The sequence below is a fragment of the Streptomyces sp. NPDC050509 genome, assembly GCF_044457965.1.
GTDB lineage: Bacteria > Actinomycetota > Actinomycetes > Streptomycetales > Streptomycetaceae > Streptomyces.
The window spans coordinates 270,707-296,438 of the sequence record NZ_JBITHL010000003.1 but is presented as its reverse complement, the minus strand read 5'-3'; the positions used below and the strand labels follow the sequence as shown (position 1 = coordinate 296,438).

At 69.1% G+C, this 25,732-nt stretch carries 19 protein-coding genes and 5 pseudogenes; 6 read left to right on the top strand and 18 right to left on the bottom strand.

Translation table 11 applies throughout. The features are described 5' to 3' along the window. Positions 1-7: 7 nt before the first annotated feature. From rplW to ACIBJC_RS10425, 6 genes are all read right to left on the bottom strand, one after another. Positions 8-325 (bottom strand): 50S ribosomal protein L23, encoded by a 318-nt coding sequence (gene rplW, locus ACIBJC_RS10450; RefSeq protein ID WP_249948333.1) that lies wholly within the window; start codon positions 323-325, stop codon positions 8-10. Beyond that, positions 325-978: a 50S ribosomal protein L4 gene (rplD, locus tag ACIBJC_RS10445; RefSeq protein ID WP_399290290.1), complete on the bottom strand. Its 654-nt coding sequence runs from the start codon at positions 976-978 to the stop codon at positions 325-327. The genes rplW and rplD overlap by 1 nt, the downstream gene beginning before the upstream one ends. 8 nt (positions 979-986) lie before the next feature. Further along, entirely contained in the window at positions 987-1,631 is a 645-nt protein-coding gene (rplC, locus tag ACIBJC_RS10440) for a 50S ribosomal protein L3 (protein WP_399290288.1), read from the bottom strand. Positions 1,632-1,645: 14 nt separating this feature from the next. Continuing rightward, entirely contained in the window at positions 1,646-1,954 is a 309-nt protein-coding gene (rpsJ, locus tag ACIBJC_RS10435) for a 30S ribosomal protein S10 (protein WP_003948644.1), read from the bottom strand. Between the two features lie 498 nt (positions 1,955-2,452). Next, entirely contained in the window at positions 2,453-2,677 is a 225-nt protein-coding gene (locus tag ACIBJC_RS10430) for a DUF397 domain-containing protein (protein ID WP_399290286.1), read from the bottom strand. Then, positions 2,674-3,552 (bottom strand): helix-turn-helix domain-containing protein, encoded by an 879-nt coding sequence (locus tag ACIBJC_RS10425; RefSeq protein WP_399290284.1) that lies wholly within the window; start codon positions 3,550-3,552, stop codon positions 2,674-2,676. Before ACIBJC_RS10425 ends, ACIBJC_RS10430 begins: the two co-directional genes overlap by 4 nt. Before the next feature lie 221 nt (positions 3,553-3,773). On the opposite strand from ACIBJC_RS10425, the gene ACIBJC_RS10420 reads away from it, so the two are divergent. Further along, on the top strand, positions 3,774-4,277 hold the full coding sequence (locus ACIBJC_RS10420; protein ID WP_399290282.1) for a hypothetical protein: 504 nt from the start codon (positions 3,774-3,776) through the stop codon (positions 4,275-4,277). Between the two features lie 383 nt (positions 4,278-4,660). Here ACIBJC_RS10420 and ACIBJC_RS10415 read toward each other — a convergent pair whose 3' ends face one another. The 3 genes and pseudogenes from ACIBJC_RS10415 to ACIBJC_RS10405 all read right to left on the bottom strand — a co-directional run bounded on the left by ACIBJC_RS10415 (position 4,661) and on the right by ACIBJC_RS10405 (position 11,110). Then, the gene (locus tag ACIBJC_RS10415; protein ID WP_399291159.1) at positions 4,661-6,160 is read right to left on the bottom strand and encodes an RHS repeat domain-containing protein; all 1,500 of its coding nucleotides are present in this window, start codon (positions 6,158-6,160) and stop codon (positions 4,661-4,663) included. Between the two features lie 1,252 nt (positions 6,161-7,412). After that, positions 7,413-8,588 (bottom strand): annotated as a pseudogene (locus ACIBJC_RS10410) (hypothetical protein); the annotation flags it as partial. 2,045 nt (positions 8,589-10,633) lie between these two features. After that, positions 10,634-11,110 carry a hypothetical protein gene (locus ACIBJC_RS10405; protein WP_399290280.1) on the bottom strand — a complete coding sequence of 159 codons (477 nt, stop codon included), beginning with the start codon at positions 11,108-11,110 and terminating at the stop codon, positions 10,634-10,636. 280 nt (positions 11,111-11,390) lie between these two features. Between ACIBJC_RS10405 and ACIBJC_RS10400 the strand changes: the two are divergent. Continuing rightward, positions 11,391-12,736 (top strand): annotated as a pseudogene (locus ACIBJC_RS10400) (FG-GAP repeat domain-containing protein); the annotation flags it as partial. 145 nt (positions 12,737-12,881) lie between these two features. Beyond that, complete coding sequence (locus tag ACIBJC_RS10395; protein ID WP_399290278.1) at positions 12,882-13,337, top strand: RlpA-like double-psi beta-barrel domain-containing protein; 456 nt, start codon at positions 12,882-12,884, stop codon at positions 13,335-13,337. A gap of 76 nt (positions 13,338-13,413) precedes the next feature. Here the strand turns inward: ACIBJC_RS10395 and ACIBJC_RS10390 are convergent, their stop codons facing one another. The 3 genes and pseudogenes from ACIBJC_RS10390 to ACIBJC_RS10380 form a co-directional block, all read right to left on the bottom strand. After that, entirely contained in the window at positions 13,414-13,920 is a 507-nt protein-coding gene (locus tag ACIBJC_RS10390; protein WP_399290276.1) for a hypothetical protein, read from the bottom strand. Next, the gene (locus tag ACIBJC_RS10385) at positions 13,917-15,272 is read right to left on the bottom strand and encodes an AAA family ATPase (protein WP_399290274.1); all 1,356 of its coding nucleotides are present in this window, start codon (positions 15,270-15,272) and stop codon (positions 13,917-13,919) included. Before ACIBJC_RS10385 ends, ACIBJC_RS10390 begins: the two co-directional genes overlap by 4 nt. Before the next feature lie 230 nt (positions 15,273-15,502). Further along, a pseudogene (locus tag ACIBJC_RS10380) lies at positions 15,503-16,011 on the bottom strand (Scr1 family TA system antitoxin-like transcriptional regulator); the annotation flags it as partial. Between the two features lie 161 nt (positions 16,012-16,172). Here ACIBJC_RS10380 and ACIBJC_RS10375 point away from each other — a divergent pair. The 3 genes and pseudogenes from ACIBJC_RS10375 to ACIBJC_RS10365 all read left to right on the top strand — a co-directional run. Further along, positions 16,173-16,754, top strand: a complete 582-nt coding sequence (locus ACIBJC_RS10375; protein ID WP_399290272.1) for an ATP-binding protein — start codon at positions 16,173-16,175, stop codon at positions 16,752-16,754. 210 nt (positions 16,755-16,964) lie between these two features. Beyond that, positions 16,965-17,882: a helix-turn-helix domain-containing protein gene (locus ACIBJC_RS10370; RefSeq protein WP_399290270.1), complete on the top strand. Its 918-nt coding sequence runs from the start codon at positions 16,965-16,967 to the stop codon at positions 17,880-17,882. Between the two features lie 59 nt (positions 17,883-17,941). Continuing rightward, a pseudogene (locus ACIBJC_RS10365) lies at positions 17,942-18,109 on the top strand (alpha/beta hydrolase); the annotation flags it as partial. Between the two features lie 63 nt (positions 18,110-18,172). On the opposite strand, the gene ACIBJC_RS10360 reads toward ACIBJC_RS10365, so the two are convergent. The 6 genes and pseudogenes from ACIBJC_RS10360 to tuf form a co-directional block, all read right to left on the bottom strand. Continuing rightward, a complete protein-coding gene (locus ACIBJC_RS10360) occupies positions 18,173-19,063 on the bottom strand; it encodes a calcium-binding protein (protein ID WP_399290268.1) in 891 nt (296 codons plus the stop codon). Positions 19,064-19,356: 293 nt separating this feature from the next. Then, positions 19,357-20,952, bottom strand: a complete 1,596-nt coding sequence (locus ACIBJC_RS10355; RefSeq protein ID WP_399290266.1) for an alpha-1,2-mannosidase — start codon at positions 20,950-20,952, stop codon at positions 19,357-19,359. Positions 20,953-21,068: 116 nt separating this feature from the next. Next, positions 21,069-21,587: pseudogene (locus ACIBJC_RS10350) on the bottom strand (MFS transporter); the annotation flags it as partial. Between the two features lie 83 nt (positions 21,588-21,670). Continuing rightward, a complete protein-coding gene (locus ACIBJC_RS10345; RefSeq protein ID WP_399290264.1) occupies positions 21,671-23,746 on the bottom strand; it encodes a tetratricopeptide repeat protein in 2,076 nt (691 codons plus the stop codon). Continuing rightward, positions 23,743-24,147 carry a hypothetical protein gene (locus tag ACIBJC_RS10340; protein WP_399290262.1) on the bottom strand — a complete coding sequence of 135 codons (405 nt, stop codon included), beginning with the start codon at positions 24,145-24,147 and terminating at the stop codon, positions 23,743-23,745. The genes ACIBJC_RS10345 and ACIBJC_RS10340 overlap by 4 nt, the downstream gene beginning before the upstream one ends. A gap of 339 nt (positions 24,148-24,486) precedes the next feature. Further along, positions 24,487-25,680, bottom strand: a complete 1,194-nt coding sequence (gene tuf, locus ACIBJC_RS10335) for an elongation factor Tu (RefSeq protein ID WP_129770864.1) — start codon at positions 25,678-25,680, stop codon at positions 24,487-24,489. Positions 25,681-25,732: the final 52 nt, after the last annotated feature.

The window sequence follows — 25,732 nt, the reverse complement described above, 5'->3', positions numbered from 1 at the left end:
ACCTCCGTCAGGAGGTCGGGCCGCCGAAGATGTCGATACGGTCGCCCTCTGCGAGGGTCACGATGGCGCGCTTGGTGTTGGCGCGCTTACCGAAACCGGTGCGGGTGCGCTTGCGCTTGCCCTGGCGGTTGATCGTGTTGACCCCGGCGACCTTGACCGAGAAGACCGCTTCCACGGCCTGCTTGATCTGGGTCTTGTTGGCCGTGGGCGCCACGATGAACGTGTACTTGTTCTCGTCGAGCAGCGCGTAGCTCTTCTCGGACACAACCGGCTTGACAAGAATGTCGCGGTGGTCGTGGAAGGTCTTGCTGGTGATCTCGGCCATCAGGCTTCGCTCCCCTCGTTGTCATCGGCCTTCTGGGGGCCAGACACGAAGGACTCGAAAGCGGCCTGGGTGAAGACCACGTCGTCGGAGACGATCACGTCGTACGTGTTGAGCTGGCCCGGCGCCAGGATGTGCACCTGGGGCAGGTTGCGGGCGGAGAGCCACGCGGCCACGTCGGCCTGCTCGACGACCAGGAGCACGTTCTTCCGCTCGCTGATCTTGCCCAGCAGGGTCTTCGCGGCCTTGGTGGACACCGCGTCCTCGACCAGGCCGGAGACGACGTGGATACGAGAGTGACGGGCCCGGTCGGTGAGGGCACCGCGCAGGGCGGCGGCCTTCATCTTCTTCGGGGTCCGCTGCGAGTAGTCACGCGGCACGGGGCCGTGGACGACGCCACCACCGGCGAACTGCGGAGCGCGGGTCGAACCCTGACGGGCGCGGCCGGTGCCCTTCTGGCGGTACGGCTTCTTGCCACCGCCACGGACTTCGCCGCGGGTCTTGGTCTTGTGCGTGCCCTGTCGGGCAGCGGCCAGCTGGGCGACAACGACCTGGTGGATCAGCGGAATGCTGACCTTGGCGTCGAAGATCTCCGAGGGGAGTTCGACGGTCCCGGCCTTGTCGCCTGCCGGCGAAAGGATGTCAACGGTGCTCATCAGTTACCTCAGGCCCCCTTGGCCGCGGTACGGACCAGGACGAGGCCGCCGTTCGGACCAGGAACCGCGCCCTTGATCAGGAGCAGGCCCTTCTCCGCGTCAACGGCGTGAACGGTCAGGTTCTGGGTGGTGACCCGCTCGTTGCCCATACGGCCCGCCATGCGGAGGCCCTTGAACACACGGCCCGGGGTGGCGCAGCCACCGATGGAACCGGGAGAGCGGTGCTTGCGCTGGGTGCCGTGACCGGCGCCGAGGCCCTTGAAGTTGTGACGCTTCATGACACCGGCGAAGCCCTTGCCCTTGCTCTTGCCCGTGACGTCAACCTTGACGCCGGACTCGAACGTGGCGGCGGTGATCTCCTGGCCGAGCGTGTAATCGCTGGCGTCGGAGGTGCGGAGCTCCACCAGGTGGCGGCGGGGGGTCACGTCGGCCTTGGCGAAGTGGCCCTTGAGGGGCTTGTTCACCTTGCGCGGGTCGATCTCGCCGAAGGCGATCTGGACCGACTCGTAGCCGTCGGAGTCATTCGTACGGACCTGGGTAACGACGCAGGGTCCGGCCTTGACCACGGTCACCGGGACGACACGGTTGTTCTCGTCCCAGACCTGGGTCATGCCGAGCTTCTCGCCCAGGACACCCTTGATCTGCTTTGCCATCTCTTCCGCGCCTCTCAGAGCTTGATCTCGATGTCAACGCCGGCCGGAAGGTCCAGGCGCATCAGCGAGTCAACGGTCTTGGGCGTCGGGTCGAGGATGTCGATCAGGCGCTTGTGCGTGCGCATCTCGAAGTGCTCGCGCGAGTCCTTGTACTTGTGCGGCGACTTGATGACGCAGTACACGTTCTTCTCAGTGGGCAGCGGCACCGGGCCCGCGACCGACGCACCAGTACGCGTCACCGTCTCGACGATCTTCTTCGCCGAGGAGTCGATGACCTCGTGGTCGTAGGCCTTGAGCCGGATGCGGATCTTCTGTCCCGCCATGGCTGCTTCGTAGTCCTGTCTCTCGTAACGCTCTGGGACCCGGTGGTTCCGGGCTCTTCTCCGACCCACGCGGTCGGGCGTGTCGCGTCCCCGTCCATGAAAATCTCCCGAAGGATTTTCCCTGCCAGGGGTGCGGGCCCAACGTCCGCGAACCGGGGAGAACCGCGGGCAATCGCGTTCCGCCACCGGGAGCCTGGCCGGTACCCCGCTGACACTTCCCGGAAGATTCCCGTACGTCCGGCCCCAGCGCTGCCCCGTAGGGCAGTTGGAGACGACGAGTACTGTGGGACTCGCTTCCGGTCCTCCCGGCGGGAGGCGCGCAGCATTGGCACTCAACCGAGCAACCTGAACAGTGTGCCATAGGCGCCTTGACCCTGGCCAATCGGGCCGGAAAGCGTACCCCACCTCCGGATCGGCGAACCTCCGCCACCGGATCGGGCCGCCGGGCCGCCACCCAGGGCGCCCACGCAACCACTCTCCGCATGCGACCGCGTACGGTCAGCGCTTCCCCTCCGGAACGTCCACCACGGCGTACGGGACGAAGTCGGCCCACGCGGCGACGGCGAAGCCGAGCGGGGGCAGCCGTACGTCCTTGGAGTCGCGGACATGGACGATGCGCGGGGTGGCGGCGACCTCGACGCACGAAGGGCCGTCGTCCGTGCTGTAGCTGCTCTTGAACCACGCCAGGTTTGCGGTGTCTACGGCGGAAGGCTTGACGGTCATGTCTCTCCCAGCAGTTTCTCGATGAAGGCCAGCGAATCCCGAGGAGTGAGTGCCTGCGCCCGGAGTACTCCGTAGCGGATGTCCAGGAGCTGGACCTCCCGAGGGTTGGAGATCACGCGACTGAGGAGCTGAATCTCGTTCAGCGCGATCGTAGTCCCCTCCTTCAGCCTGAGCAGGCGGAACGACCCTCCGAGACCCGAGTTCTCCGCACAGTTCAGCGGCAGCACCTGAAGATCCACATTACGCAACTGCCCCACCTCCAGGAGGTGTTCGAGCTGGCGCCGCAGCACCATTCTGCCCCCGATCTCGCGGCGGAGGGTGGCCTCGCACTGAACGAAGCTGAAGACGGGCTGCGCGGTCGGTGAGCCGAGGATCTGCTTCCGCGCCGTACGCCCGGCCATCCTCCGCTCCACCTCCTCCTCGGAGAAGGGCGGTCGCCGGTTGCCGAACACGGCCTCCGCGTACTCCTCGGTCTGCAACAGCCCCTCGATGACGGAGTTGTTGTAGGCCAGCAGCTCGACGGCCTCGTCCTCCAGCTTCTTCACGCCCCGGACCTTCTTCGGGTAGCGCGCCTCCGCCATGTCCTCCTTCATCGCGGCGATCCTGCCGCCCGCGCCCAGCACCTCGTCCGCCCGGTCCAGGAACTCCGGCCGGGGGATACGGCTGCCGGCCTCCACCTTGTAGACCTGGTTCTCGCCGTAGCCGATCGCCTCCCCCAACTCGGCCTGACTCAGCCCAGCCGCTGTCCGCCAGAGCTTGATCTGCCGCCCCAGCGCCGCGACGACGGCCCCCGAGTCGTCATCCTCGAAGTCCGGCTCCCAGCCGGACCCGTCGAGACCGTCCACTCCGTCCGCACCGCTCCTGCCCGCACCCACCGCGCACACCTCCGAGATCGACGTCAGCCACCACACGAACTCGACGCGCGGCAGACCCCGAGGCCGGTAACCACCCGTAAGCGCGCCATCACGGACGACCCTATGCACATCCGGCCACGCAGCGTGACGCAAACCTCGAACCACCACCCGTGCGAGCGCCCCTCCACTCCCCACTCCACGAACTACGTTCTGGACGACCCGCCGACGGAGGAGAGACACCGGTGCTCGGACTGCTGGGCTTCTACGACGAACTCGACGCCGGCCCCGGCGCCGGACAACCGAACGGCTCCCTGCCCGAAGCCGTCCGCCCCACAGGCGAGCCGGACGAGGCGAGCCTGGTGGCCTACCTCGACGCCGGCCACTACCTCATCGACGTCATGGAATTCGGCCGCGACGTCATCACCGGAGACCCTCACCGGCACTCCCCGGGCTGCTCATCGCTGCTCACCGACGGCACCTGGCTCTGGCGCCAGGACCTCCCCCACTACGTCGAGACGCACCACGTCGCACTCCCCGAGGCGTTCACGGAGCATGTCCGCGGCAAGGACTATCGGATGCCACCCCTCATCACTGCGGAGTTCGCTCCCCATTACAACGAGACGATGCCCGTGGTCGGCTGGACGTCCTTCGCCCCGTGGCCTTCGGCTGCCGCTGCACTGGAACCACCGCCACGCGAAGCAACCGGTACAGCCGCCTCCGAAACGGCGATGTCGGCCCCGTATTGATTAGGCCGCCTAAACCTCCGGCTATTCCAGCCCCAACATCAACGAGTCCCTACCCGACTCGTAAATCTCGATCGCATCAGGGGAATGTTCCATGAACTTCTCCCAGAAATCGGGTACTTGCCAAGCAGCAGGGGCCATCGTGAGCGAACCATCCCACTCGACAGACGTCACCCACGACGGGTGCATACCGCGATCGACCACTTCAAAGAGGCGCGAATCGAAGAGAGGCGGAAGCTCCCCCCTGTGGAACTCAATCCTGAAGTAGTTGGGCCCTTCTGCCTGGCAGTACGTTTCGAGGACCACATACACTTGCCCTTGACGCAAGGCATCCGCTCCCTGCCGAACGCTCTGCTCGTGGCCTGCGGTCCCGTTGAACCTCACTTTCACGGCGTGCTCCCTCGGCGGTTCATGACGACCTTGTAGTCATAGTCGTACAGGACCTCTCCCGATTCTCGATTCATGTAGTAGTGCACCTGGTAGTCACCATACGGGCTTTGATGCGTTACCGTGCTGTACTTTCCCCACTGTGAAGCTCCACCGCGCTCCGCGAACCGAGCCTGAAGGTCCTTGTTTCCCATTTTCACACCTGGCATGGCCAACCTGGACTCGGCAATTGCATCAGGCGTCAGATGTCCGCTCTGGTTGAATGGCGAATTAGCCGAGTCCAGGCGCAGTCTCTCTGCGAGTTTGTTCCCTTGAAAAGAGCTCGATGGAACATCCAAGGTCGCACTGTCTGTGCCCTTCGCACCCCCGCTACCGCTGCTCTTTGCGCTGCCACCGCCGCCCTTCGAGCCGCCACTGCTGCCGCTGCCCTTCGGGCTGCCGGCTCCGCTTCCTCGTTTGACGATCTTGGAGGCGACCGCTTTGACGCCCTTGGCGATGGCCTTGCCGACCGCGCCGCCGACGACCGAGGCGACCGCTCCGACCGCGGCTCCCTTGCCGGCTGCTTTCGCGAAGCCGCCCAGGCTCTTGTCCGCCTCGGGGTCCAACGCGTTGCCGACTGCTCCTGCCGCCGCTCCCGCGATGGCGCCGCAGGACGCTCCGACCGCCACGGCGCCGACGCCGCCTGTCGCCGCGCCCGCGCCGACCGCTACCGCGCCGCAGGCCACGCCCACCACCACTTCGGTGGTGATGGTGATGATCTCGGTCTTGTACTTCTTCAGCCAGCGCTTGCCCTTGCAGATGAAGTCGCAGGGGGCCGGCTTCGTCACCGTGACTGTTTTGGTGATCGTGTACGTGACCGTCGGGGCGCCCTTGTACGGGTTGGATCCTTCCTTCTCTTGGCGTTTCGCGGCTTTGGCTGCCTCCGCCTGGCCCGAGGCGCTGCCCGGGTTCGCCTTCCCCGCGCCGCAGATCTCCGCGGGGCACAGCCCCGTAGGGTCGCTGGAGCTGACCGGGCTGTTGCCCGCGTACGCGTAGCCGTTCATCTGGAGCGGTTCGGTGACGTCGATGACCGGGTCCGCGGAGAGGAAGCGGCCGGCCGCCTGGTCGTATTCGCGGGCGCCCAGGTGGGTCAGGCCGGTGGCCGTGTCGTCGATGCCGGTGCCCAGGTAGCTGCGTTTGTTCGGCCAGAGGGCCGGCTTGGGGCCGCGTGCCTCTCCGTACGGTTTGAACGCGCGGCGCGTGACCGTCTGGGACGCGCCCAGTTCCACCGTGGTGTTGGCGGTGCCGAGGTGGTCGCTGATCAGGGCGCTGAGGGTGTGGCCGGTGCCTGAGCCGTTGGTCGCGGTGCGGACGACCGTCGGGGCGCCCGGGTGGGAGTAGGCGCGGGAGGCGCGGGTGATCTTGCCGGTGGCGTCCGTGGTCAGCTCGGTCTCGCCGAGGTAGAGCGTGGAGCCGGTGGGCGAGTTCTCCAGGATGCGGTTGCCCGCGGCGTCGTACACGTAGCGCGTCTTGACGCCGTCGTCCGTGATCGTGTCGAGCTTGTTCTCCGCCGTCCAGGCCAGGTTCTGGGTGGTGGAGGGCAGATCGCGGACGGTGGTGTTGCCGACGTCGTCGTAGGTGTAGGCGCTGCTCTTGCCGCCCGCCGTGGCGGCCACCGAGGTGAGGGTGTGCGGCTGGACCAGGCCCTTGCCGGTGACCTGGCGGCCGTACCGGGAGGTGTACGTGACGCTCGATGCCGCGTCGGCCGGGTCGTGGTCCGTCAGTGGCCCGGTTGCCCAGCCAGTCGTAGGTGAAGGACTGGCGGTACGCCGTCGAGCCCGTCGAGACCGTTGTCGACGCGGGCGCCGCCGCGGCCAGTGAGGTGGTCAGGCCCGCGCTCGGGGTCGTGGTGTCGGTCGCCACGGTCGGGGCGTCGGCGACCGGGCCGCCGGAGGGCTCACCGTCCGCACGGTAGCCCCAGTTGGTGCCACCCGACGAGCGGCAGCCGGTGCCCGTGGTGCCGGGGGTGATGTCCGACGTCCAGGCGTGGACCAGTTCACCGAGCGCGTCGTACGTGTAGCACTGGTTGTCCCAGGTGGAGCCGGACGCGTCGGTGAGCTTACGGGCGTTGGAGGTGATCGTGCCCGAGGCGTCGTACGAGTAGTAGCTGTCCGCGACCCGGTGGGTGCCCGCGGTCTCTCGGTCGGTGACCGTGCGCTGGAGGCTCCCGGTGTGCTGGTCCACGAAGTTGGTGGTCCAGACACGCGAGGGCTGCGACCCGCTGACCGAGCGCAGCGGCTCACCGTACGGGGAGTAGGTGATGTCGGAGGTGTACCAGGAGATGCCCGAGGTGGATTCCGGCAGGCCGTCGTCGTCGTACCGCGTGACGACCTTCTCGGCCGCCAGCCCGCCCTTCGCGGGGAGCGTGACCGACAGCGGTTTTCCGGTGGGCGTGTAGGCGTAGGAGTAGGCGTACGTGCCGGAGAGTCCGGCGGTCGTCGCGTGGGACGGGATGACCGTCTCACGCCCGGTGACCTGGTAGTCCGTGTCGTATCCGGTGACCCGGTCGATGTAGTCGCCGGTGGAGTCGTGCCGGATCGAGGCGACGGGCAGCCCGGTCGCGCCGGGCAGGGTGTCGTACGTGAACTCCTTGACCGGGGCCGAGGTCGCCGAGCCCTCGCGGACGGCGACCACGCGGTCCAGTTCGTCGTACTGGGTGTGGATGCTCTTGCCGAGCGTGTCGGTGGCCCGGGTCCGGCGGTCGGCGTCGTCGTACGCGAAGGTGGAGGTACCGGTGTCGGGGTCAGTGGAGCTGGTCAGGCGCCCGCGGACGTCGTACGCGTACTCCCAGGCGTTGCCGGCCGGGTCGGTGACCTTGGTGTGGTTGCCCCGCGCGTCGTACGTGTAGTTCGTCGTCCGCCTGGTGCTCGTGCCGCCGGCCTTGGTGTAGTGCTGGACCGAGGTGACCCGGCCCTGCGCGTCGGTGAAGCTCTGGGTGGACGGGGCGGTCTGGCCCGGCGGGTCGACGTAGACGTAGTCGTCGCCGTAGGTGGTGTACGTCGCGTACTTGAAGTCGGCGCCGTGGTAGACGGAGGAGCGCACCGCGCGTTCGAGGCCGTCGTACCGCGTCTTGGTCTTGTTCGGTACGAGGGATTCCGAGACGCGGGCGAAGAGCTTGGTTTCGGGCTCCCCCTGGGCGAGGTAGCCGCCGGTCTGCTCCCAGACCAGGCCGTGGTCGTTGTACTTGGTGTCGGTGATGATCCGGCCGGCGCCGTGGGCCTCGCTCTGCGTCTGGACCGTACGCCCCAGGCCGTCGTAGAGCGTGACCGCGCTGGCATAACGCCCGTCGTCCTTGAGGGACTTGACGGTGACAGCGGCCGGCCGGGTCTCGCTGGAGGTCGCGACGGCGCCGCGGTACGAGATCTCCGTGTCCGGCGATTTTCCGCCCGAGGAGCGCCCCGGGGACCAGCCCTTGACCAGGCGGCCGAGCGCGTCGTACTCGGTCCTGGTGATCCGGCCGTTCGGGTCGGTGGCCGTCAGGGCCAGGGCGCGCCCGGGGTCGTAGACCGTCGTGGAGGCGTGGCCCTTGGCGTTGATGAGCTTGACGGCGGTGACGGGGCCGCCGCTGTCGCCCGGGGTGTAGACCGTCTCCGACGTGCCGGTCAGCGGCGTGCTGGATTTCCTGACGCGTCCGAGCGGGTCGTACGAGGTGGTGGTGGTCACGGAGTGGGCGGAGCCCGAGCCGTTGATCTCCGAGACCGATGTCTCCAGCCCCTTGGTCGGGGCGGCTCCCCACGCCTGGCCGTCGAAGGAGGTACGGACCGATCCCAGAAGCTGTGTCGCGGTGTCGGCGGTGTCGAAGCCGGCGCAGGGCGTGGCGGTGGAGCGGGTCTCCTTGGCCTTGCCGACGATCCAGTCGGTGCGATTGTGGACGTACGACGTCCGCATGCAGACCTGGTCGCTGACGGTCTCACCGGTGCCGTTCGGCTTGACGACGGACATCTCCAGTTGGGTGGGCAGCCCGTAGGTGTCGTCGACGGTCGTCTCGGTCCGCACCGCGCGCCAGCTCGTACCGACCTTCTGGACGGCGTCGGTGCGCGCGACCCAGGTGCGGTGGGCGAGCAGCGGGTCGAGGTCGGTGCCGTCCTCGGCCTGGCGGGGCCGGGAAGCGGTCTCCTTCGACTTCGGGAAGGTCAGCGCGCGGGTGAGGGCCTCGCGGTCCTCGGAGTGCTTGTACGTCAGTGTCTCGGCGGTCATCCCCGCGAACTGCGGTGCGTCGTCGGCCAGCAGGACGACGGCGTCCTTGGAGTCCTTCACCTGGCCGCCCGTGCCCTGGAAGAAGCGGGTGACGGTGTGCGACTGCGACTGCGGATCGCCCTGCTGGGAAATGGACTTGCTGCCCTTGGTGACGGCGACCTGCCGGTAGCCGCGCCACGTGCTGTACGTGCGCAGCGCCGGGCGGAGGAATTCGTTGTCGGTCTTCTGCCAGGCGGGGGACGTGTACTTGTAGGCGGTCACGACGGGCTTGCCGTGCGTGGTGACCCGGTCGGTCTCGGTGACGGAGGCGACGACGTACTTGTTGAACCACGCCTTGGCCGGAGTCTTCTCCTCCCCGTCCGGGGACCAGCGCACCGGATAGCAGGTGGTGTTGGCCTTGCCCTTGTCGGTCGCGGGTTCGGTGGCGCAGCCGCCGGTGTACTCGACCTGGATGTCGCCGCCGTTCTCGGTCGCGACCGTGCCGATGCGCGGGCGGGTGAAGGCGGGCCGCTGGTCCCCGGGTCCTGACGGCACGAGGTTGGGGAGCTGCCGGTCCCGCAGGCGTGCGCGCAGAGGGGAGGAGGAGCCCACGCGGTACTCGCCGAAGCTGACGCCGTCCTTGGACTGAAGGGTCCCGGTGGTGTCCCCGGGCGCGAAGCCTCTGCGGGTGATCGAGTTGAGCCACAGGCTGGGGGATGTGTCGTACCAGTCCTCGGGGAAGGACTGGTGGAGGGCGTACGTGTCGACCTTGCCCAGTCCGCTCCGGCCGGCGCGGGCGGCCTTCGTCGTCACCGTGTCCAGGCGGAGCTGGGTCCAGAAGGACGGGAAGGCCGGGCAGAGTTTGGAGGTGGACTTGCAGTTGAGGTTGCCGGGCGTGTCCCACCAGGGCCGGTAGGCGCCGGGGTCGTCGGTCTTGGCGAAGTTCGCCGGGTCACAGGCGGTGGCCGACTTCAGGCAGCGCTGCTGGACACCGAACTCGACGGTGGCCGAGGGCTTGGTCAGGTCGGCGATGCGCATCCCGTACTCGATGGAGACGGGGTAGGCGGCCCGGTCGTACTTCTCCGGGGACTTGAACTTCTTGTTGACCGAGTAGTGGTTGGTCTCCTGCTTCCAGTTGACGACCATCGCGTTGCCGTGGACGTCGACGACCTTGTCCATGCCCCACTGCCAGGCTTGCTGTACCCCCGCGCCACAGCGGGAGTTCGCGAAGGTGGCGGCGTAGCAGGGCTCCTCGGGATGGTTGCCGTACACGGGCACGGTGGAGACGGAGTTGGTGACGGCGTGACCGCCTCCGACGGCGTTCAGCCCGTAGTGGTACGTCGTACCGTCCGAGGTGGTGACCACCCAGTACTCGCCGTCGTACGCACCGTTGGCGGCGCCGGTCTTCAGTTCGACGCGCGTACCGTCGTCGTTCTGGGGACGGTACGTGTTGGTGTCGCCCTCCCTGACCAGCTCGGTGGTGCGGCCGTTCAATGACATCACCGCGTTGTGCGACACCCAGCACAGGTCGGACGTCTGGTCCTTCTTGGCCGTGTTGTTGGGCGTGCCGGCCTTGAGCTTCTTGGTGTCGTCCTTGCAGGAGCGGTAGCGGCGCTCGATGTGGCCGGGTTCGTAGTCCCATCCTTCGCCGATCCACGAGGTCTGCGGAGAGGAGACGGCCGTCTTGCCGTCCACCTCCTGCGAGTCGTAGGCGAAGGAGATGTTCGGGGACGGTCCGGCCGGGGTCGGGGGAACGGTCAGCGGGTACGCCCAGGAGAGGGAGCCGGAGGAGCCGCCGGCCGCCCACGTTCCGCTGGAGGCGAGCGGTGTCGCCTTGAAGGAACCGCCCGCGCCCGCACCGGAGTCGGTGACGCCGAGTACGGCCGCGCCGGCAGCCGCGGCCGACGCCGCGGCCGGCCGGCCGGCCGGCCGGGGTAACCGGCGCGGGTGGAGGCGGCGGGGGTGGAGGCGGCGGGGAGGAAGGAGGCGGGGGTGGCCGTGCCGTCGTCGGAGACCGTTCCCGTACTCGCCCCGCCTGCCGTGTCGACCGTCGCCGTGACCGTTCCGTCAGCGGTGTCGTTGACCGTCTCCAGCTCCTCGTACGCCTGGCACTCCTCCAGTTCGGGGGTGTCCAGGTAGCACGCCGGGAACTGGACGAAGCGCAGGCGCGAGGCCCAGTCGGCGCCGTAGAGGTTCTTGAACTTCTCGTAGTCGAACCGCACGGCGACCGGCACCGCTCCGGTGGCCGGTGGCCGGTGGCCGTACGGTGACCACCGCGCCGTCCACGCCCTGCGCCGTCGTCTCCGTCCGTCCGGCGACCGTGACCTGCCAGGTGCCCGTCGGGGCGGTCTCCCCCGGCGCCTGCCCCAGGCTGACGGGCAGGTCCGCCACGGGAGTCACGTCCGCCACGGAGGTCGCCCGGGTGGACGCTGTCCTGGCGCCCGCGCCGGAGCCGAAGGTGACGGATCCGGTGTCGGCGGGCGGCACTGTGGTCGTCCCCGAAGGAGCCTGTTGGGCTCATCCTCCGACTACTCCCCGAAGAAGACTCCCTGCCGGTTCGTCCTGGACACCGCCGCGCCCAAGCCGCCCAAGGTCTCCTCCACCGACTTCCCCAACGCGGACGAGAACGAGAACGGGTTCGGCAACCAGCCCGAGGACTCGCTCTGGTCCACGAAGAAGTTCGGCACACCCGGCTCCTTCACCGTGCGCGCCCTCGACAAGGACGTCATACGGTACGAGTACGGCTTCAACTCGGCCAGTTACCCGTTCAGCCTGGCCCGTACCGCCGGTACGGCGACCACCACCAGCGCGACGCTCGCGAACACCAGGCCGCCGGCCGCCGGGCCGAACGTGCTGTACGTACGGACCGTCGACGGCGCGGGGAACGTGTCCACACCGGCCAAGTACTTCTTCTACGTCAGCCCTCGCGACAAGGCCGACGCCCCCGGCGACATGACCGGTGACGGGCTCCCCGACCTCCTGACCGTCACGGAGAAGGGCAACCTCAGCCTCTACATCTCCCAGACCAACACCGACCTCACCAGGGCCACGGGGAAGCTGGGCTACTCGATGCCCAGCGCGTACCGGGCCAACCCCGCCAAGGACCCCAACGGCGACGATCTCCCGCCCTCGTCGCCGCGCCCACCGGGCACTTCGACAAGGCCCTCATCACCCACAACGGCGACATCTACGGCGGCGACGGCCTCCAGGACGTCGTCGCGCGGGTCGGCGGAAAGCTCTGGGTCTACCCCGGCGACGGATACGGCGCCGTGAACATCGACAAGCGCCGCGAGATCCTGCTCCCGTCCGACGCTCCCGACCCGGCCACGTTCACCCAGATCGTCTCCGCGGGCGATGCGACAGCCGACGGCAAAGCCGACTTCTTCGTCACGGTCGGCGACGCGCTGTGGGTGCTCACCGGCTACAACGGCGCGACGATCGAGAAAGCCACCCTCCTCTCCGGCGCCTCCTGGGCCGACCGGGACACCGTCATCGCCCTGGACGTCACCGGCGACGGCGTCACCGACCTGGTCTACCGTTCCGACGCGACCGGCCGGCTGCTGCTCCGTACGGGAGTCAAGGCGGCGGCGGGCGGAGTGGACCTCGGCTCTCTCGCAACCGCGGCGAACTCGGGAGCGGGTACGGACACCCAGTACGCCGCGTCCGGCTGGTCGAGTTCCGCCGTTCCCCACCTCATGGGCACCCCGGACGTCACCGGCGACGACATCCCCGACATCTGGGCCGTCCACTCCGACGGCTCCGTACGCCTCCACACCGGCGGCAGAACGGCGCTGAACGGCACGGGGACCAACGTCATCGCACCCTCCACCTGGTGGAAGACCCGCCAGACGATCGGCTGAGCGGAAAGAGCGACCGGGCGGGGGCGCCGGGGCGGGTTGGCCAGAAGGTGCAACAGGTGAGCCGGAAAGGCTCTGGGAATGCGCTCCCCTGCGAGCAACCCTGGTCTAGACCAAGACACCTGCCACCGTTCGAAGGGTTGCTCGCATGTCCCCCACCACAGCCACGACCCGGAACAACGACCCCGCCCGCACCCGCGCCGCCCGCACCGCGGCAGCGCTGACCGCGGCCTCGTCCCTCCTCGCGCTCGCCGCGGTCGGCGCCACCGCCGCCCCGGCCGCAGCCGCACCGAGCGACGCGCGCGCCACCGGCCAGGCCACCTGGTACAACACCGGCCTCGGCGCGTGTGGTTGGTTCAACAACGACAGTGAACTGGTCGTGGCGATCTCGACCACGCTGTACGGCAACCACCCCAACCCCAACAACTCGCCCCAGTGCGGACGGCAGATCCGCGTCAACGGCCCGCTCGGCTCCGTCGTCGTGAGAGTCGTGGACAAGTGCATGGGCTGCGCCACCAACGACGTGGACCTCAGCCCCACCGCGTTCTCCCGGATCGGTGACCTCAACGCCGGCCGGATCAACGTGAGCTGGGACTGGGTCTGACCACAGGCACGGACACGCGTGGAGGCCGGGGCATGCGCGCCCCGGCCCCGGCACCCTCGGTACCCTCGGCACTCTCTCAGCTCAGCTCGGCCCACGTGTTCATCGTCGCCTCCAGCGTCCAGATACGGACGTGGGCCTGGGCACGGGACGCGTACAGGTCGCGCTCCACGACGATGCTCAGATCACCGGTGCCGAGCTGCTGACGCGCGGCATGCTCGACAAGGTCCATTTGTGTGATGGCGCCATCGCACAAGGACATGAGGAACGGGCCGTCCCAGGTGCGCTCGTACAGCTTCCAGGGAGCTTCACCGAGGGCGGTCCTGCGCAGCATGTTCATGAATCTGCCGGCGCACCGGCGGCGCGCGATGCCGTCCTTGATCTGGAAGACGTGGTTCCCCGTCTCCACCACAGTCGCGGTGGGCAGAATGAACCGGACTCCGTCCTTCAGTCTGCGGTCCATCTCGGCGAGCACATCAGCTTGGTGATCGTTCATGAAGGGGACGTCAAGAAACTCCACCAGGACCGACGTGTCGAGGAAGTCGACGACCGGAAGCCCGAGGCCCGGCCGGCGCTGCGTGCTCACAGGCTCCTCAAGAAATCCTCGACGTTGATCGTTCCGCTCTCACGTGGGCGTACGGCGTCCGGAAGACGTCCCTTGGCAACGGCATCACCCAGATCGCCGGCCGCCAGCAGATCCACGTACCCGGGAAGGTCCGGCAACCGGGTCAAGCGGCTCTCCCCCGACCGAGGATCACGGGTGCAGACGAGAACTCCTGAGTGGTCCTGCGCGGTAAGTGCGTTGAGCAGGGCCGGACTGTGGGTGGTGAACAAAACCTCGATACGGCGCTGCTGCGACTCTTCCCGCATCAAACGCAGCACGCGAGCGGCCTGGGTCGGGTACAGGCCGTTCTCGATCTCCTCGATCACGAGAAGCCGTTTGGCGCAGGCCGCATCACCGGCGCGGCCGGAACCAGGGGCGTCGAGCATGGCCGCGCCGAAGGCGAGGAAGCGCAGCATCCCGTCGCTGAGGAGGCGGGCGGGGATCGCGTGTACGGCGCCGTGGAACCCTGATTCGTGGAGCACGAGCTGTACGTCTCCGAGGGGGGTGACGACCGTGTCCACCTCCACCACGGGGTACTCCGGCATCCCGCTGATCAGCTTCTTGAGCCGGTTGAACGCCTGTGGTTCGTCGCGCATCAGCTCGCCCACCACCGCGCTCAGATTGTCCGCGCTACGGCGCAGCTCGGTGTCGCGCTCGGCAACGTACTGACGCATGAGGTGCGGGACCGGGTCCAGGAGGAAGACCCCCCTCAGCGCGGACAGCACCTGCCCGGCCGCCTCGTGCACCAGACGTCCGGCGCTTGTCTTGTCGGGCACCAGGAAAGGCACCAGAGAACACATAAGGCGGTCGTCGCTGTGGAGGTCACCGAAGTCCTCGGGTTCTCTCCGGCCGTTGAAATGGCGCAGGGCGAGCCGGTTGAATTCGCCGGACCTCGCCGACGACCCGATGGACTCCGCCGTCAGCAGCACCCTGTCGGACAGCAGCCTCTTGCCGTACCGCACCCCCTCCACCACGACCAGCCGCTCGCGACGGATGCGGACGGTGGGCCGCACCTCGATCTCCACGTCGAAGTCGAACACCGCCTCCCCGACGCGCACCCGGCAGCCGATGGCGAAGGCGTCACGTCCCAGCGGGGCGCACCCCTCGGCGCCGCCCCGGATCGGTTCCTCGCCGCCGTGCCGGGGGCTGTCGAGTGCGTCCCGTACCGGCTCGCCGAGCGCCAGCCGCGACAGGACCGTCAGAGCGTCCAGGGCGTTCGACTTACCGCTGCCGTTACGACCGACGAGGAGCGTGAGGTTCTCCAGAGGCATGCGCTGGTCGATGAAGCTCTTGAAGGAGGTGAGGCGCACTTCCTCCAGGCGGGGTGTGTGCACCAGGCACCTCTCTCGATCGTCCAGGCCAGCCGGGCACTGCGGGACCGCTTCTCAGCTAACAGCACCCGCCCCGCACCGTCCAACGTGACGCCCGCGCCGCCGCCCACCTGGCGGTGGGATGCCCCAGGCCGCGCCGGCCGTGGCCGGTGGGAGCGCGGAGCGAAGGCTTCCGAGCGCCCCATGGCGTCAACGACCATCGGTCTTGACGGGGACACGTCCGCTTTCGCAGGGTCAAGGATCTTCTGACGCGCCAAACGAGCGGCGACGTTACGCTCGATGACCTCCTCGGTGAACAGAGGGCGCCGCATTCGGAAGAGGGCGCGAGCGTGCTCCTCGGTCTGGAGCAGTCCGAACAGGTTGTGGTTGGAACAGGCTCCCAGCTCGACGGCCTCCCTCTCCAGCTTCACCAGGTCCCTGACCTTCTTGGGGTCCGCGCTTCCAGCACGTCCTGGTTCATCGCGGCGATCTTGCCGCCAGCGCGAAGCACCTCGTCCGCCTTGTCCAGGAACTCCGGCTTCGGGATGCGTTTGCCGGCCTCCACCTTGTAGACCTGGTTCTCGCCGTAGCCGATTGCCGCCCCGAATTCGGCCTGTCGCAGCCCCGCTTCCAGTCGCCACAGCTTGATCTGTCGGCCGACCGCAGCGATCACTGCCCCCGAGTCGTCCTCCAAGTCGTCGGACTCCCAGTCGGGGTCACCCGTACCGTCTGCCGTCGTCCGGTCCGTACCGCCCAGGTCCATGCTCACTGCGCACACCTCCGTGACACTCGTCCGCCACAGCGTCCGTTCCACAGAAGGCCACGGCGTACAACCCGGACCGAGCCGGACAACACCAGGACAGTCACCGTCCGTAAGTACGCTGTCACTGTTCAGCGTAAGCGCATCCGGCCACGCTGGGTGACGTGAACCTCAAAAACGCCGACCGGCCCCCCGCGCCGCAATCCGCCCTCCCCGACCGTGAGTTCCGTGTCCTGCTCTCCTCCACCCGCAGAGGCGCCCGGCTCGCGCGGTTGCTCGCCGTCGAGCAGTTGCGCATGTGGGACGTGCCCTTCGAGAGCGCGGCGCACATCGTCGCCGAGCTGGCTTCGAACGCCGCGTTGCACGGCCGGGTCGCCGGGCGGGACTTCCGGCTCGCGCTGATGCTGCGGGGCGGAGGCGGTGCGGCCGGCACGCTCCGTATCGAGGTGACCGACGCCCGGTCCGAGCAACTGCCCGCCGCCGTACGGAGCGCACTCGCCGAGGACGAGTCGGGGCGTGGCCTGATCCTGGTGGACGCGCTCGCCGATGCGTGGGGCGTTGTGCCGGGGCCGCCGCCCTGCAAGACCGTGTGGGCCGAACTCGCCCTGGCGCCGGGATCCCGCAGCCCGGAAACCCTGGCTCCGGTGGGCTGTGCCCCCGGGCTGCGGGCGGTAAAAGACCAAAGAACCCAGGGAAATAACCAACCAAACCCAACCCCACCCGGCTCAGGTCACCCGCAAGGGTGATCTCACCCTGGACGGCTGGCTTTTGGTGTGTTCGGGGAGGCAGGCTCGGCCTCAACACCACATCAGACATGCGACGGCCCCCGGCCGGGACGGCAATCCCGGTCCGAGGGCCTGACCACCGAGGAAGATACGGACTTCCCCATGGTTGTAGAGAAGTTTAGTGCGCCCGAACGCACCCGTTGCGCGGTTCGCGGATCCTCATCCGGAGTGATGAAGGTGCACGAATCCCAGACCTCCCGCTTCACGATCGTGGGCAACCACCTCGCGCAGCACCGCACGTTGTCGCTGACCGCGATCGGCCTGGCGACGCACATCCAGTCGCTGCCCGAGGGGTCCCCGGTGGACATCAGGACGCTGGCGGGGAAGTTCGTGGAGGGCCGCGACCGTATCGCCGCCGCGCTGCGGGAGTTGGAGACGTACGGGTACATCGAGCGGCGCCGCGAGCGGGCCGAAGGGGGGCGGATCGTCAGCCGGACGATCTCGTACAACCACCCCGAGGCGACCCGCGTCCGGTGCGCGGGGGAGGTTCGGCGGCCGGCTGCTCCTACGCGGGCTGCGGGCGTTCCCTTACCGGCACCCTCGGCTTCCGCCCCGGCGCCCGTGGAGCCCGTACCGCCCGTACCGCCCGTGGAGCCCGTACCGCCCGTACCGCTGCGGGAGCCCATACCGCCCGCGTCCCCCGTACCGCCGCGCCCGGCGACGGCGGCCCCTCCTCGCGTGACGCCGCCGCTCCCCCGGCCCATCACCCCTGACCTGGAGCGCCAACGCGTCGCCGCCGAGCTGCTGGCCGACCTGCGGCGGGACGAGCCGCGGCTGCTGCTGGCCGAGCGGGATGTACGGCGCCTCGCCCCGGGCGTCGCCGCGTGGCTGGAGCGCGGTGCCGCGCCCGATGCCGTACGCCGGACCCTGGCCGCGAACCTGCCGCCCGACCTGCGCCGTCCGGCCGCCCTCCTGGCGTACCGGCTCACCGAGCTGCTACCGCCACCGCTCCCGGCCAGGCCCGCCGCCGCCACCGCGCCACGGCCGGACCCGCTCCAGAACTGCGACACCTGCGATCACGCCTACCGCGCACCGGAGCCGGGCGACTGTCCTGGGTGCGCGTCCTCCGGCGCGCCTCTGGCCGCGTAGCCGGAGTGGGTCGGGCCGGTTGTCAGACCCCCGCGCTACGTTTTCGGCATGACTGATGGACGTACGTCAAGTGCCTGCTCGACGGCGCCGAGCCGAACGCGGACGTGGCCGCGCTTCTGACGAGCGAGCGGTGGCGGCTGGTGGAGATGGACACCGGGCACTGGCCGATGTTCTCGCAGCCGCGTGAGCTGGCGCGGATCCTGGCGGTGGTGGGCGTCGGCCAGTGAGGAGCCCCGGCCCGGGAACCGCGCGGTGCGCGGGCGGTTCCCGGGCCGGGGGGCCGTCCGGTGTCAGTCCTGGCTTACGACGTTCTTGCCGGGGCCGCCGGAGAGGGTGTCCGTGCCGGCGCCGCCGTACAGCTTGTCGTCGCCGCTGTTCCCGTAGATCGTGTCGTTGCCGCCGTCTCCGTACAGGACGTCGTTGCCCTTGCCTCCGTAGACGAAGTCGTTCCCGGCGTCGCCGTGGATCGTGTCGTCGCCGTCGCCGCCGGTCAGGCTCTGGCCTTCCGCGCCGCCGTGGATCTCGTCGTCACCGGCACCGCCGTCGACGTCACCCTTGGCGTAGATCGTGTCGTCGCCCGCGCCGCCCTGCGCGATGGTGCCGTCGGCCGCGCGGATCGTGTCGTTGCCGTCGCCGCCGAGGGCCACCGTGACCTCGCCCACCGTGAGGGTGTCGTCGCCCGCGCCGCCGATGACGCCGTTGCCCTGGACGCCGCTGGACTCGGTCAGCGTGTCCTTGCCTGCGCCCAGGTCGGTCGAGGCGAAGTAGTACGCCTGGTCGGTCTTGTTGGTGTAGGTGACGACATCGTCGCCGTCACCGAGGGACATCTGGAGAGTGGGGTACGGGTCCTGGCTCTCCAGCGTGGCCACCGTGCAGGAGACCTTCGTGCGGTCCGTGCCGCTGGGGTACGTGCAGCCGCTGCCCGCGCTGATCGTGACGACGTCGTCGATGACGTACGTGATGTTCTCCCCGGCCTTCGAGGCGGTGACGGCCGGCTTGTTGGCCTGGCCGGAGGCGGCCGTGTAGATGACCGACCTGCCGTCGAGCGCGGCGGTGGCCGACGGTGCGGCGGCGGTGGCCGTACCGGCGAGCAGCACCGGAGCGGCCAGCCCCGCACCGAGGGCCAGGGTCAGCGCCGAAGCGGCACGGAAGATCCGGCCACTGACATGACGAGAGGGCATTGCATAACCTCCATGAGGAGTAAGTGGCTCCAACAACCATGTGGGATGGCCGAGTTATGCACTTGGTTGCCCTCTCACGCCGCACGGATTACGTCGTCATGCCTGCGACTCGGACGCCACAGACCGTCGTGACCTGTGACTTCCGGTCGCACGAGGGGAATTCGACGCGATATTTCTTCAGGCGTGGTTAAACTCGAATTCACCTTGAGTCAGGTGAATGGTCGGGCCCCGATTTCAGGCACCGGCCCGATCTCGGATCCGATCCCGACGCCGAAATCCGGAATTTCTCACGTTCAGCCGGCGTGCTTCAGGTACGCCGCCAGCTTGTCGATGAGACGGGCCGCCTCGTCCAGGGTGCGGGCCGTCTCGCCCAGCTCCCCGGCCAGCAGTTCCTCCCCGCGACCGCTCCGCGGCTCCGTGTCGGACCACGGGCCGGGGACGGTCGTACCCCGGTAGCCGGCCGGTTCGCCCCCGGCGGGCGTGCGGTAGCCGGTGAAGTCGGCGGAGTCGGGGGTCGGGCCCGTGATGATCTCACCGGCGAAGAGCTCGATCCGGGAGAGCTGGATCTCGCTGCTGCCCGCGTTGTCGGTGATGGACAGGCGGTAGTGGGGGTAGGGCGTGGTGTTGGTGAACTCGTACTCGTTCGTCTCGAAGCGCCCCCGGAAGCGTTCGCCGCTGCGGGAGTCCAGGTCCGACCAGGTGCGTCCGTCGTACGAACCGGCGAGCACCCAGTCCCGCGGATCCCGGCCCGGGGCGTCGTTCGCCGAGGTCAGCCGGTAGGTGGAGACCGCGGCGGGCGGGTCGAGGACGAACTCGATGTCGGCGGTGTTCCCATGCGCCAGCCACTTGTTGTGCGAGCCGCGGAGCAGGTTCTCCGCGACCTCTCCCGCCGCGCCGAACTCCTCGCTCGCCCGTATGCCGGTGACCGTACGGGTGACGTCGTGCAGTTCGCCGGTGGTGGCCGCCTCCGCGGCGGGGGCGGCGGCGGCCGGACTCAGCTCGATGGACGCGGTGTTGCCGAGCCGGTCGGTCCAGGACACGCGCTCCACCGGGGTCCCGCCCGCGTCGAGCAGCAGCTTCAGCTCTCCGGACGGGGACCAGCTCTCACCCTGGGCCTCGTCCGTCGAGAAGAGGTAGAGAGGGGTGTCGGCCGTGCCCTCGGGGTAGGCCGAGCGGTCCGTGAGGGTGCCGCGGTACTCGGCGGGCGCTCCGTCGGCTCCCCGCGAGTGCCCCTGGAACCCCGACAGGTCGGCCCGCAGCCCGATCGCGGCCTCCGAGCCGTCCGCGCCGCGCCAGGCGAGGTGGGCGGGGACGGCCCGGTCGCCGGCGTCGAGGTGGAACAGGAGCTGGGGCGCGGGCTGCCACACGGTGGTGCCGGGCGCTCGGCGCTCGGTGTCGAAGGTGACGACCGACCGGATGTCCGCCACCCTGGCCACGAGCGCCCGCTCGGCGCGGCCTCGGTCGTGGGCGGGGTCGACGGTGACGGTACGCAGCCGCAGGAGCGTGTCCGCGCCTTCCGGGCTGCGTATCTCCAGGATGTTGTCGCCGGACGCCAGCAGATCGCCCGGAGCGGCGAACACGGTCTGGAACGCGGCCTGGAACGCGCCCTGGTGGGGAGCTCCGTGGCCGCCGTCCGCCGGGACGGCCTGGCCCTCGCCGAGCGCCTTGCCGTTGAGGCTGACGTCCATCGGCACGTCACCGCCGAGGGTGGTCACCGTGATGACGGCCTCGGCGATCTCCTCCCGCTCGCCCACCGCGAAGTCCAGCTTGATGTATCCGCCGCCGCCCAGCGCGAGATGCGAGGAGGCGATCCCGCATCGGTGATGGGCGACGAGGGTGTTCGACAGCCGGGCGGGGCGGGTGGAGAAATCAGCGAAGACCGGTTCCATGTGCGTTCCTAGCGTCGTCCGGTACCGGCCCGAGCGAGGCGGACCGGCGGCATTTCCCAGAACCGTACCGGCGCCCACCGACAACGCCCCGGAACGCCGCCGGAACGCCAACTCGATTACTGACCGGGGGACTTGGCGCCTTCCCTCGGGGTGATCGGTTGCATCCGCCAGGTGACGGATCCGGCCGCCGCGAGCCCCGTGACGGCCAGGAGGCTGCTGACGAGGAACGGGTCGGCACCGCCCAGCGCGGGGCTGAACCCGATGCCGACGTAGATCGTGACCCCGGTGGAACCGCCCAGTTGGTCGGCGGCTCGCTGGACGCCGGAGGCGATGCCCGCGTCGTCCTCGGTGACGCCGGACACCGCGACGTACTGCAGCCCGACGATCCCGAAGCCCATCCCGCCAGCCGTGAGCACCATCGCCGGGATCATCGCCGGGCCACCCGCCCCGAGGTGGGAGACGAGGGCGACGGCGGCCATCGCCGGCGCGGTGAAGCCGATGCCGGCCAGGACACAGGCCCGCGCTCCCCACCGTACGAGCAGCCGGGGCACCAGCGCGGAGGCCGCGATCAGCGACGCCGCCAACGGGAGCATCGTCAGGCCGGCTTCGAGCGGTGCGGCGCCCCACCGGTCCCGAAATGTACCGAGCGGCCGAACGTTTCCTCCACCGGCACCTGGGCGGACGGTACGGGAACCACGAACCGGCCGAGTGGAGCAGGTCAGCCGGTACCCGGCCCGGAACGCGCCCGCCGGGCTCCGCTGAGCAGGTGGCGGGCGAGTTCGACATGCGGGTGGTCGGGGCCGAGGACGCGCTCCCGGTCGGTGAGTACGCGTTCGTGCAGGGCGACGGCACGGCCGAGATCGTTCGCCTGCTCCAGGGTGCAGGCGAGGTTGCTGCGGGCGGTGAGGGTCTCGGGGTGATCGGGGCCGAAGTGCCGTTCGTACTCCGCACATGACTGCTCGTGCAGGGCGACGGCCTGGGGCAGATCGCCGGCCGCCCTGCACGAACTGGCCAGGTTCGCCCGCGCGTTCAGGGTCTGGGGGTGGTCGGGGCCGACGGTGCGTTCGTAGTCCCCGAGGTTGCGCCGGTTGAGTTCCAGGGCGCGGCGCGTCTCCCCCCGCAGGGTGTACAGATACGCGAGATTGCCGCGGGCCACCAGGGTGTCCAGGTGATCCGGGCCGAGAACACGCTCGCAGTCGGAGACATTGCGCAGGTGGAGGGGGAGGGCGCTCTCCAGGTCGCCGGCCGCGCGGTGGGCGCTCGCCTGGACGCTGCGGGCGGCCATGGTGGCCGGGTCGTCCGGGCCGCAGATCCGTGCGAACGCGTCGACAGCGCGCCGGGAGTAGGAGATCGCCTGGCCGATGTGCCCCTCACCCTGCAGAAAACCGGATGCCAGAAAACAGATGTCGGCCGTGGCCCGGGTGTCCTGCTCGGGGTTGACCAGGGCGAGCAGGGCGTGGATGTGCGGCAGCAGCTCCCGCCAGCGTCCCCAGCCGGTGACGTCGAAGACGGGATCGCCGGGGAGCGACTGCCGCATCACGCCCTCGGACTGTTCCCGGGCCGCGGTGATCAGCTCGGCCGCGCGGTTCGGATCGGCGGGGTCGGGGGTACGGGCCACGGCCCGCACCAGACGGTGCAGGGAGAAAGTCCCCCGCGTCAGCGTGATCATGCTGTACGTGTGCAACAGGGCGAGGGCATCGTCCACCACGAACGGATCGGCGTGCAGGAGGTACGCCAGGTCACGCGGTACGGGTTCGGAGGAGAACCAGGCGAAGGCGCGCAGGATCTCCCCGGCGAGAGGGCTCTCCGCGGTGATGGCCTGGAGGGAGAGCTGCCAGATGCGGGCGACCGTACGGTGGTTACGGTCCTCGCCCGCCGCTCCCCCGGACCCTGGCGCGGACGCGGCGAACATCCGGGCGGGGTAGCGGCGCAGGCGCTCAAGGTAGGCGGCCGGGTCGATCGCCGTGTATTCGATGTACGCGGCGGCCTGCTCCAGGGCCAACGGCAGGTGGCCCAGTTCGGTGGCGATCTCCTCAAGAAGAGATCCGCCGGAGTCGTCGGAGTCGTCGATGAGGCGCACCAGCATGTCCACCGCGGCGTCGGCGGGCAGCGTACGCAGAACCAGCGGCCTGGCGAGCCGGCGCCATCCGGTGGAGCGACGGCTGGTGATGAGATGGCGGCCGGAGCTGAGCGGGCCGATGACCGGTTCCAGGTCGTGCGGTGATTCGGCGTTGTCGAAGACCAGCAGCCAACCCTCGTGCGCCTGGAGCCAGTTGATCGCCCAGGTGGCGTTCTCGGCGCTGCTCGCCGAGGCGAGGTTCCCGTACGGGTCGAGGCCGGCCGCGAGCCCGGCCAGCGCGCCGGTGATGCTGCTGGGGGTCTCCGCCGGAATCCACCAGACGGGGTTGTAGCGGTCCCGGTGGCGGTGGGCGAAGTGGAGGGCGAGCGTGCTCTTGCCGACGCCGCCCAGGCCGTACACCACGGACGGCGTCGTCGGGAGCGCGTCGTTCACGGCCGCGTGGAGTTCGGCCATGTCCGACTGCCGGTCGACGAAGACAGGGCTGGGCGGGGCCGGCAGGTTGGTCAGCGCGCCGGGTGCCACGACGTCGGCGGGCGCTCTGAGGGCCGCTGCGGGCAGGTGGACGGTGCGGTTGTCGATCGCGGCGCCGTCGCCCGTGCTGATGATGCCGTAGTTGGTGCCCGCCGCTGCCGCACGGTCTCCGGAGGCGGAGGTGGAGGCGGGGGCCAGCTCAGAGGCGCCGGGGGGATCGGCGGGACCGGCGGGACCGGTCATCGCTGGATGGTGGTGTCGCTGCCCGTGCTGATGATCCCGGAGTTGTTCTGTACGGCGACGGCCCCCGCACCGGAGGCGGTGAAGGACGTACCGGCGGCCGGAAGCATACGGGCGATCTCCGCCGCCAGCTCCGGATCGTCGAGCAGGGCCCGTTTGATGTGCGCGCGCAGCAGAGCCTGGAAGTCCTCGTCGTCCGGTGTCCGGGCCAGGTCGGCGACGGCGCCCTCGATGGCCTCGCGGCTCTCGTCCCGGTTCCACAGACGCTGCACGATCCGGCGCCCCAGGGAGACCGTGGCATCGGCGGCCGTATCGGTGGACCTGGTCAGCACCGCGGTGCCGTAAGCGCCGACCGCTGCCGTGATGTACGGCGTCACCTCACCGGCGACGACCAGAGCGTCCATGATGTGTCCCCCTTGCCCAGCATCCTCGGATACGCGGAATTACGCGGAATCATGGCACGGAAGCGACCCGCCCTCCATGTCACGCCTCCGCCGTCAGCACCTCCGTCGTCCACCGGCTCCACGGTGAGCAGCGCCGCGGCCGTCCGCGTGCTTCCCACCGCTTTGCCGACGCGTCAACAGGATCCGGGCAAGAGCCGGTCGTGGAACCGGAGTTGCCGTCCGGGCCGGGCCCGCACAGCGAAAAGGGCCCGTACGACCGAAGTCGTACGGGCCCTTCCGTAGGTTGCTCCGAGGAGCTACCAGGTCGGACCGAACCCTGGGGTCCGATCAGATCAGCAATTACTTGTTGATCTTGGTGACCTGGCCGGCGCCGACGGTCCGGCCACCCTCACGGATGGCGAACTTGAGGCCCTCCTCCATGGCGACGGGCTGGATCAGCTCGACCGTCATGACGGTGTTGTCGCCCGGCATGACCATCTCGGTGCCCTCGGGGAGGGTCACGACGCCGGTCACGTCCGTGGTACGGAAGTAGAACTGCGGGCGGTAGTTGTTGAAGAAGGGGGTGTGACGGCCACCCTCGTCCTTCGACAGGATGTAGGCCTGGGCCTCGAAGCTGGTGTGCGGCGTGACCGAACCCGGCTTGATGATGACCTGGCCGCGCTCGACGTCCTCGCGCTTGATGCCACGGAGGAGCAGACCGACGTTCTCACCGGCCTGGCCCTCGTCGAGCAGCTTGCGGAACATCTCGATGCCGGTGACCGTGGTGGTGGTCTTCTCGGTCTTGATACCGACGATGTCGACGGTCTCGTTGACCTTGAGGACACCACGCTCGATACGACCGGTGACGACGGTGCCACGACCGGTGATCGTGAAGACGTCCTCGATCGGCATCAGGAACGGCTTGTCGACGTCGCGCTCGGGCTGCGGGATCGACTCGTCGACGGCCTTCATCAGGTCGAGGACGGTCTTGCCCCACTCGGCGTCGCCCTCAAGGGCCTTGAGCGCCGAGACCTTGACGACCGGAAGGTCGTCGCCCGGGAACTCGTACTCCGAGAGCAGCTCACGGACCTCGAGCTCGACGAGCTCAAGGATCTCCTCGTCGTCCACCATGTCGGCCTTGTTCAGCGCGACAACGATGTACGGCACGCCGACCTGGCGGGCCAGGAGCACGTGCTCCTTGGTCTGCGGCATCGGGCCGTCGGTGGCCGCGACCACGAGGATGGCGCCGTCCATCTGCGCCGCACCCGTGATCATGTTCTTGATGTAGTCCGCGTGACCAGGGCAGTCGACGTGCGCGTAGTGACGCGACTCCGTCTGGTACTCGACGTGCGCGATCGAGATCGTGATACCGCGCTGGCGCTCCTCAGGAGCCTTGTCGATCTGGTCGAAGGCCGAGGCCTCGTTCAGGTCCGGGTACGCGTCATGCAGCACCTTGGTAATGGCGGCCGTGAGGGTCGTCTTACCGTGGTCGATGTGACCGATGGTGCCGATGTTGACGTGCGGCTTAGTCCGCTCGAACTTCGCCTTCGCCACTGGGGTCCTCCTGGAGTGGTTCTGTACGCCTTACTCATCGGCGCCAGGTGAT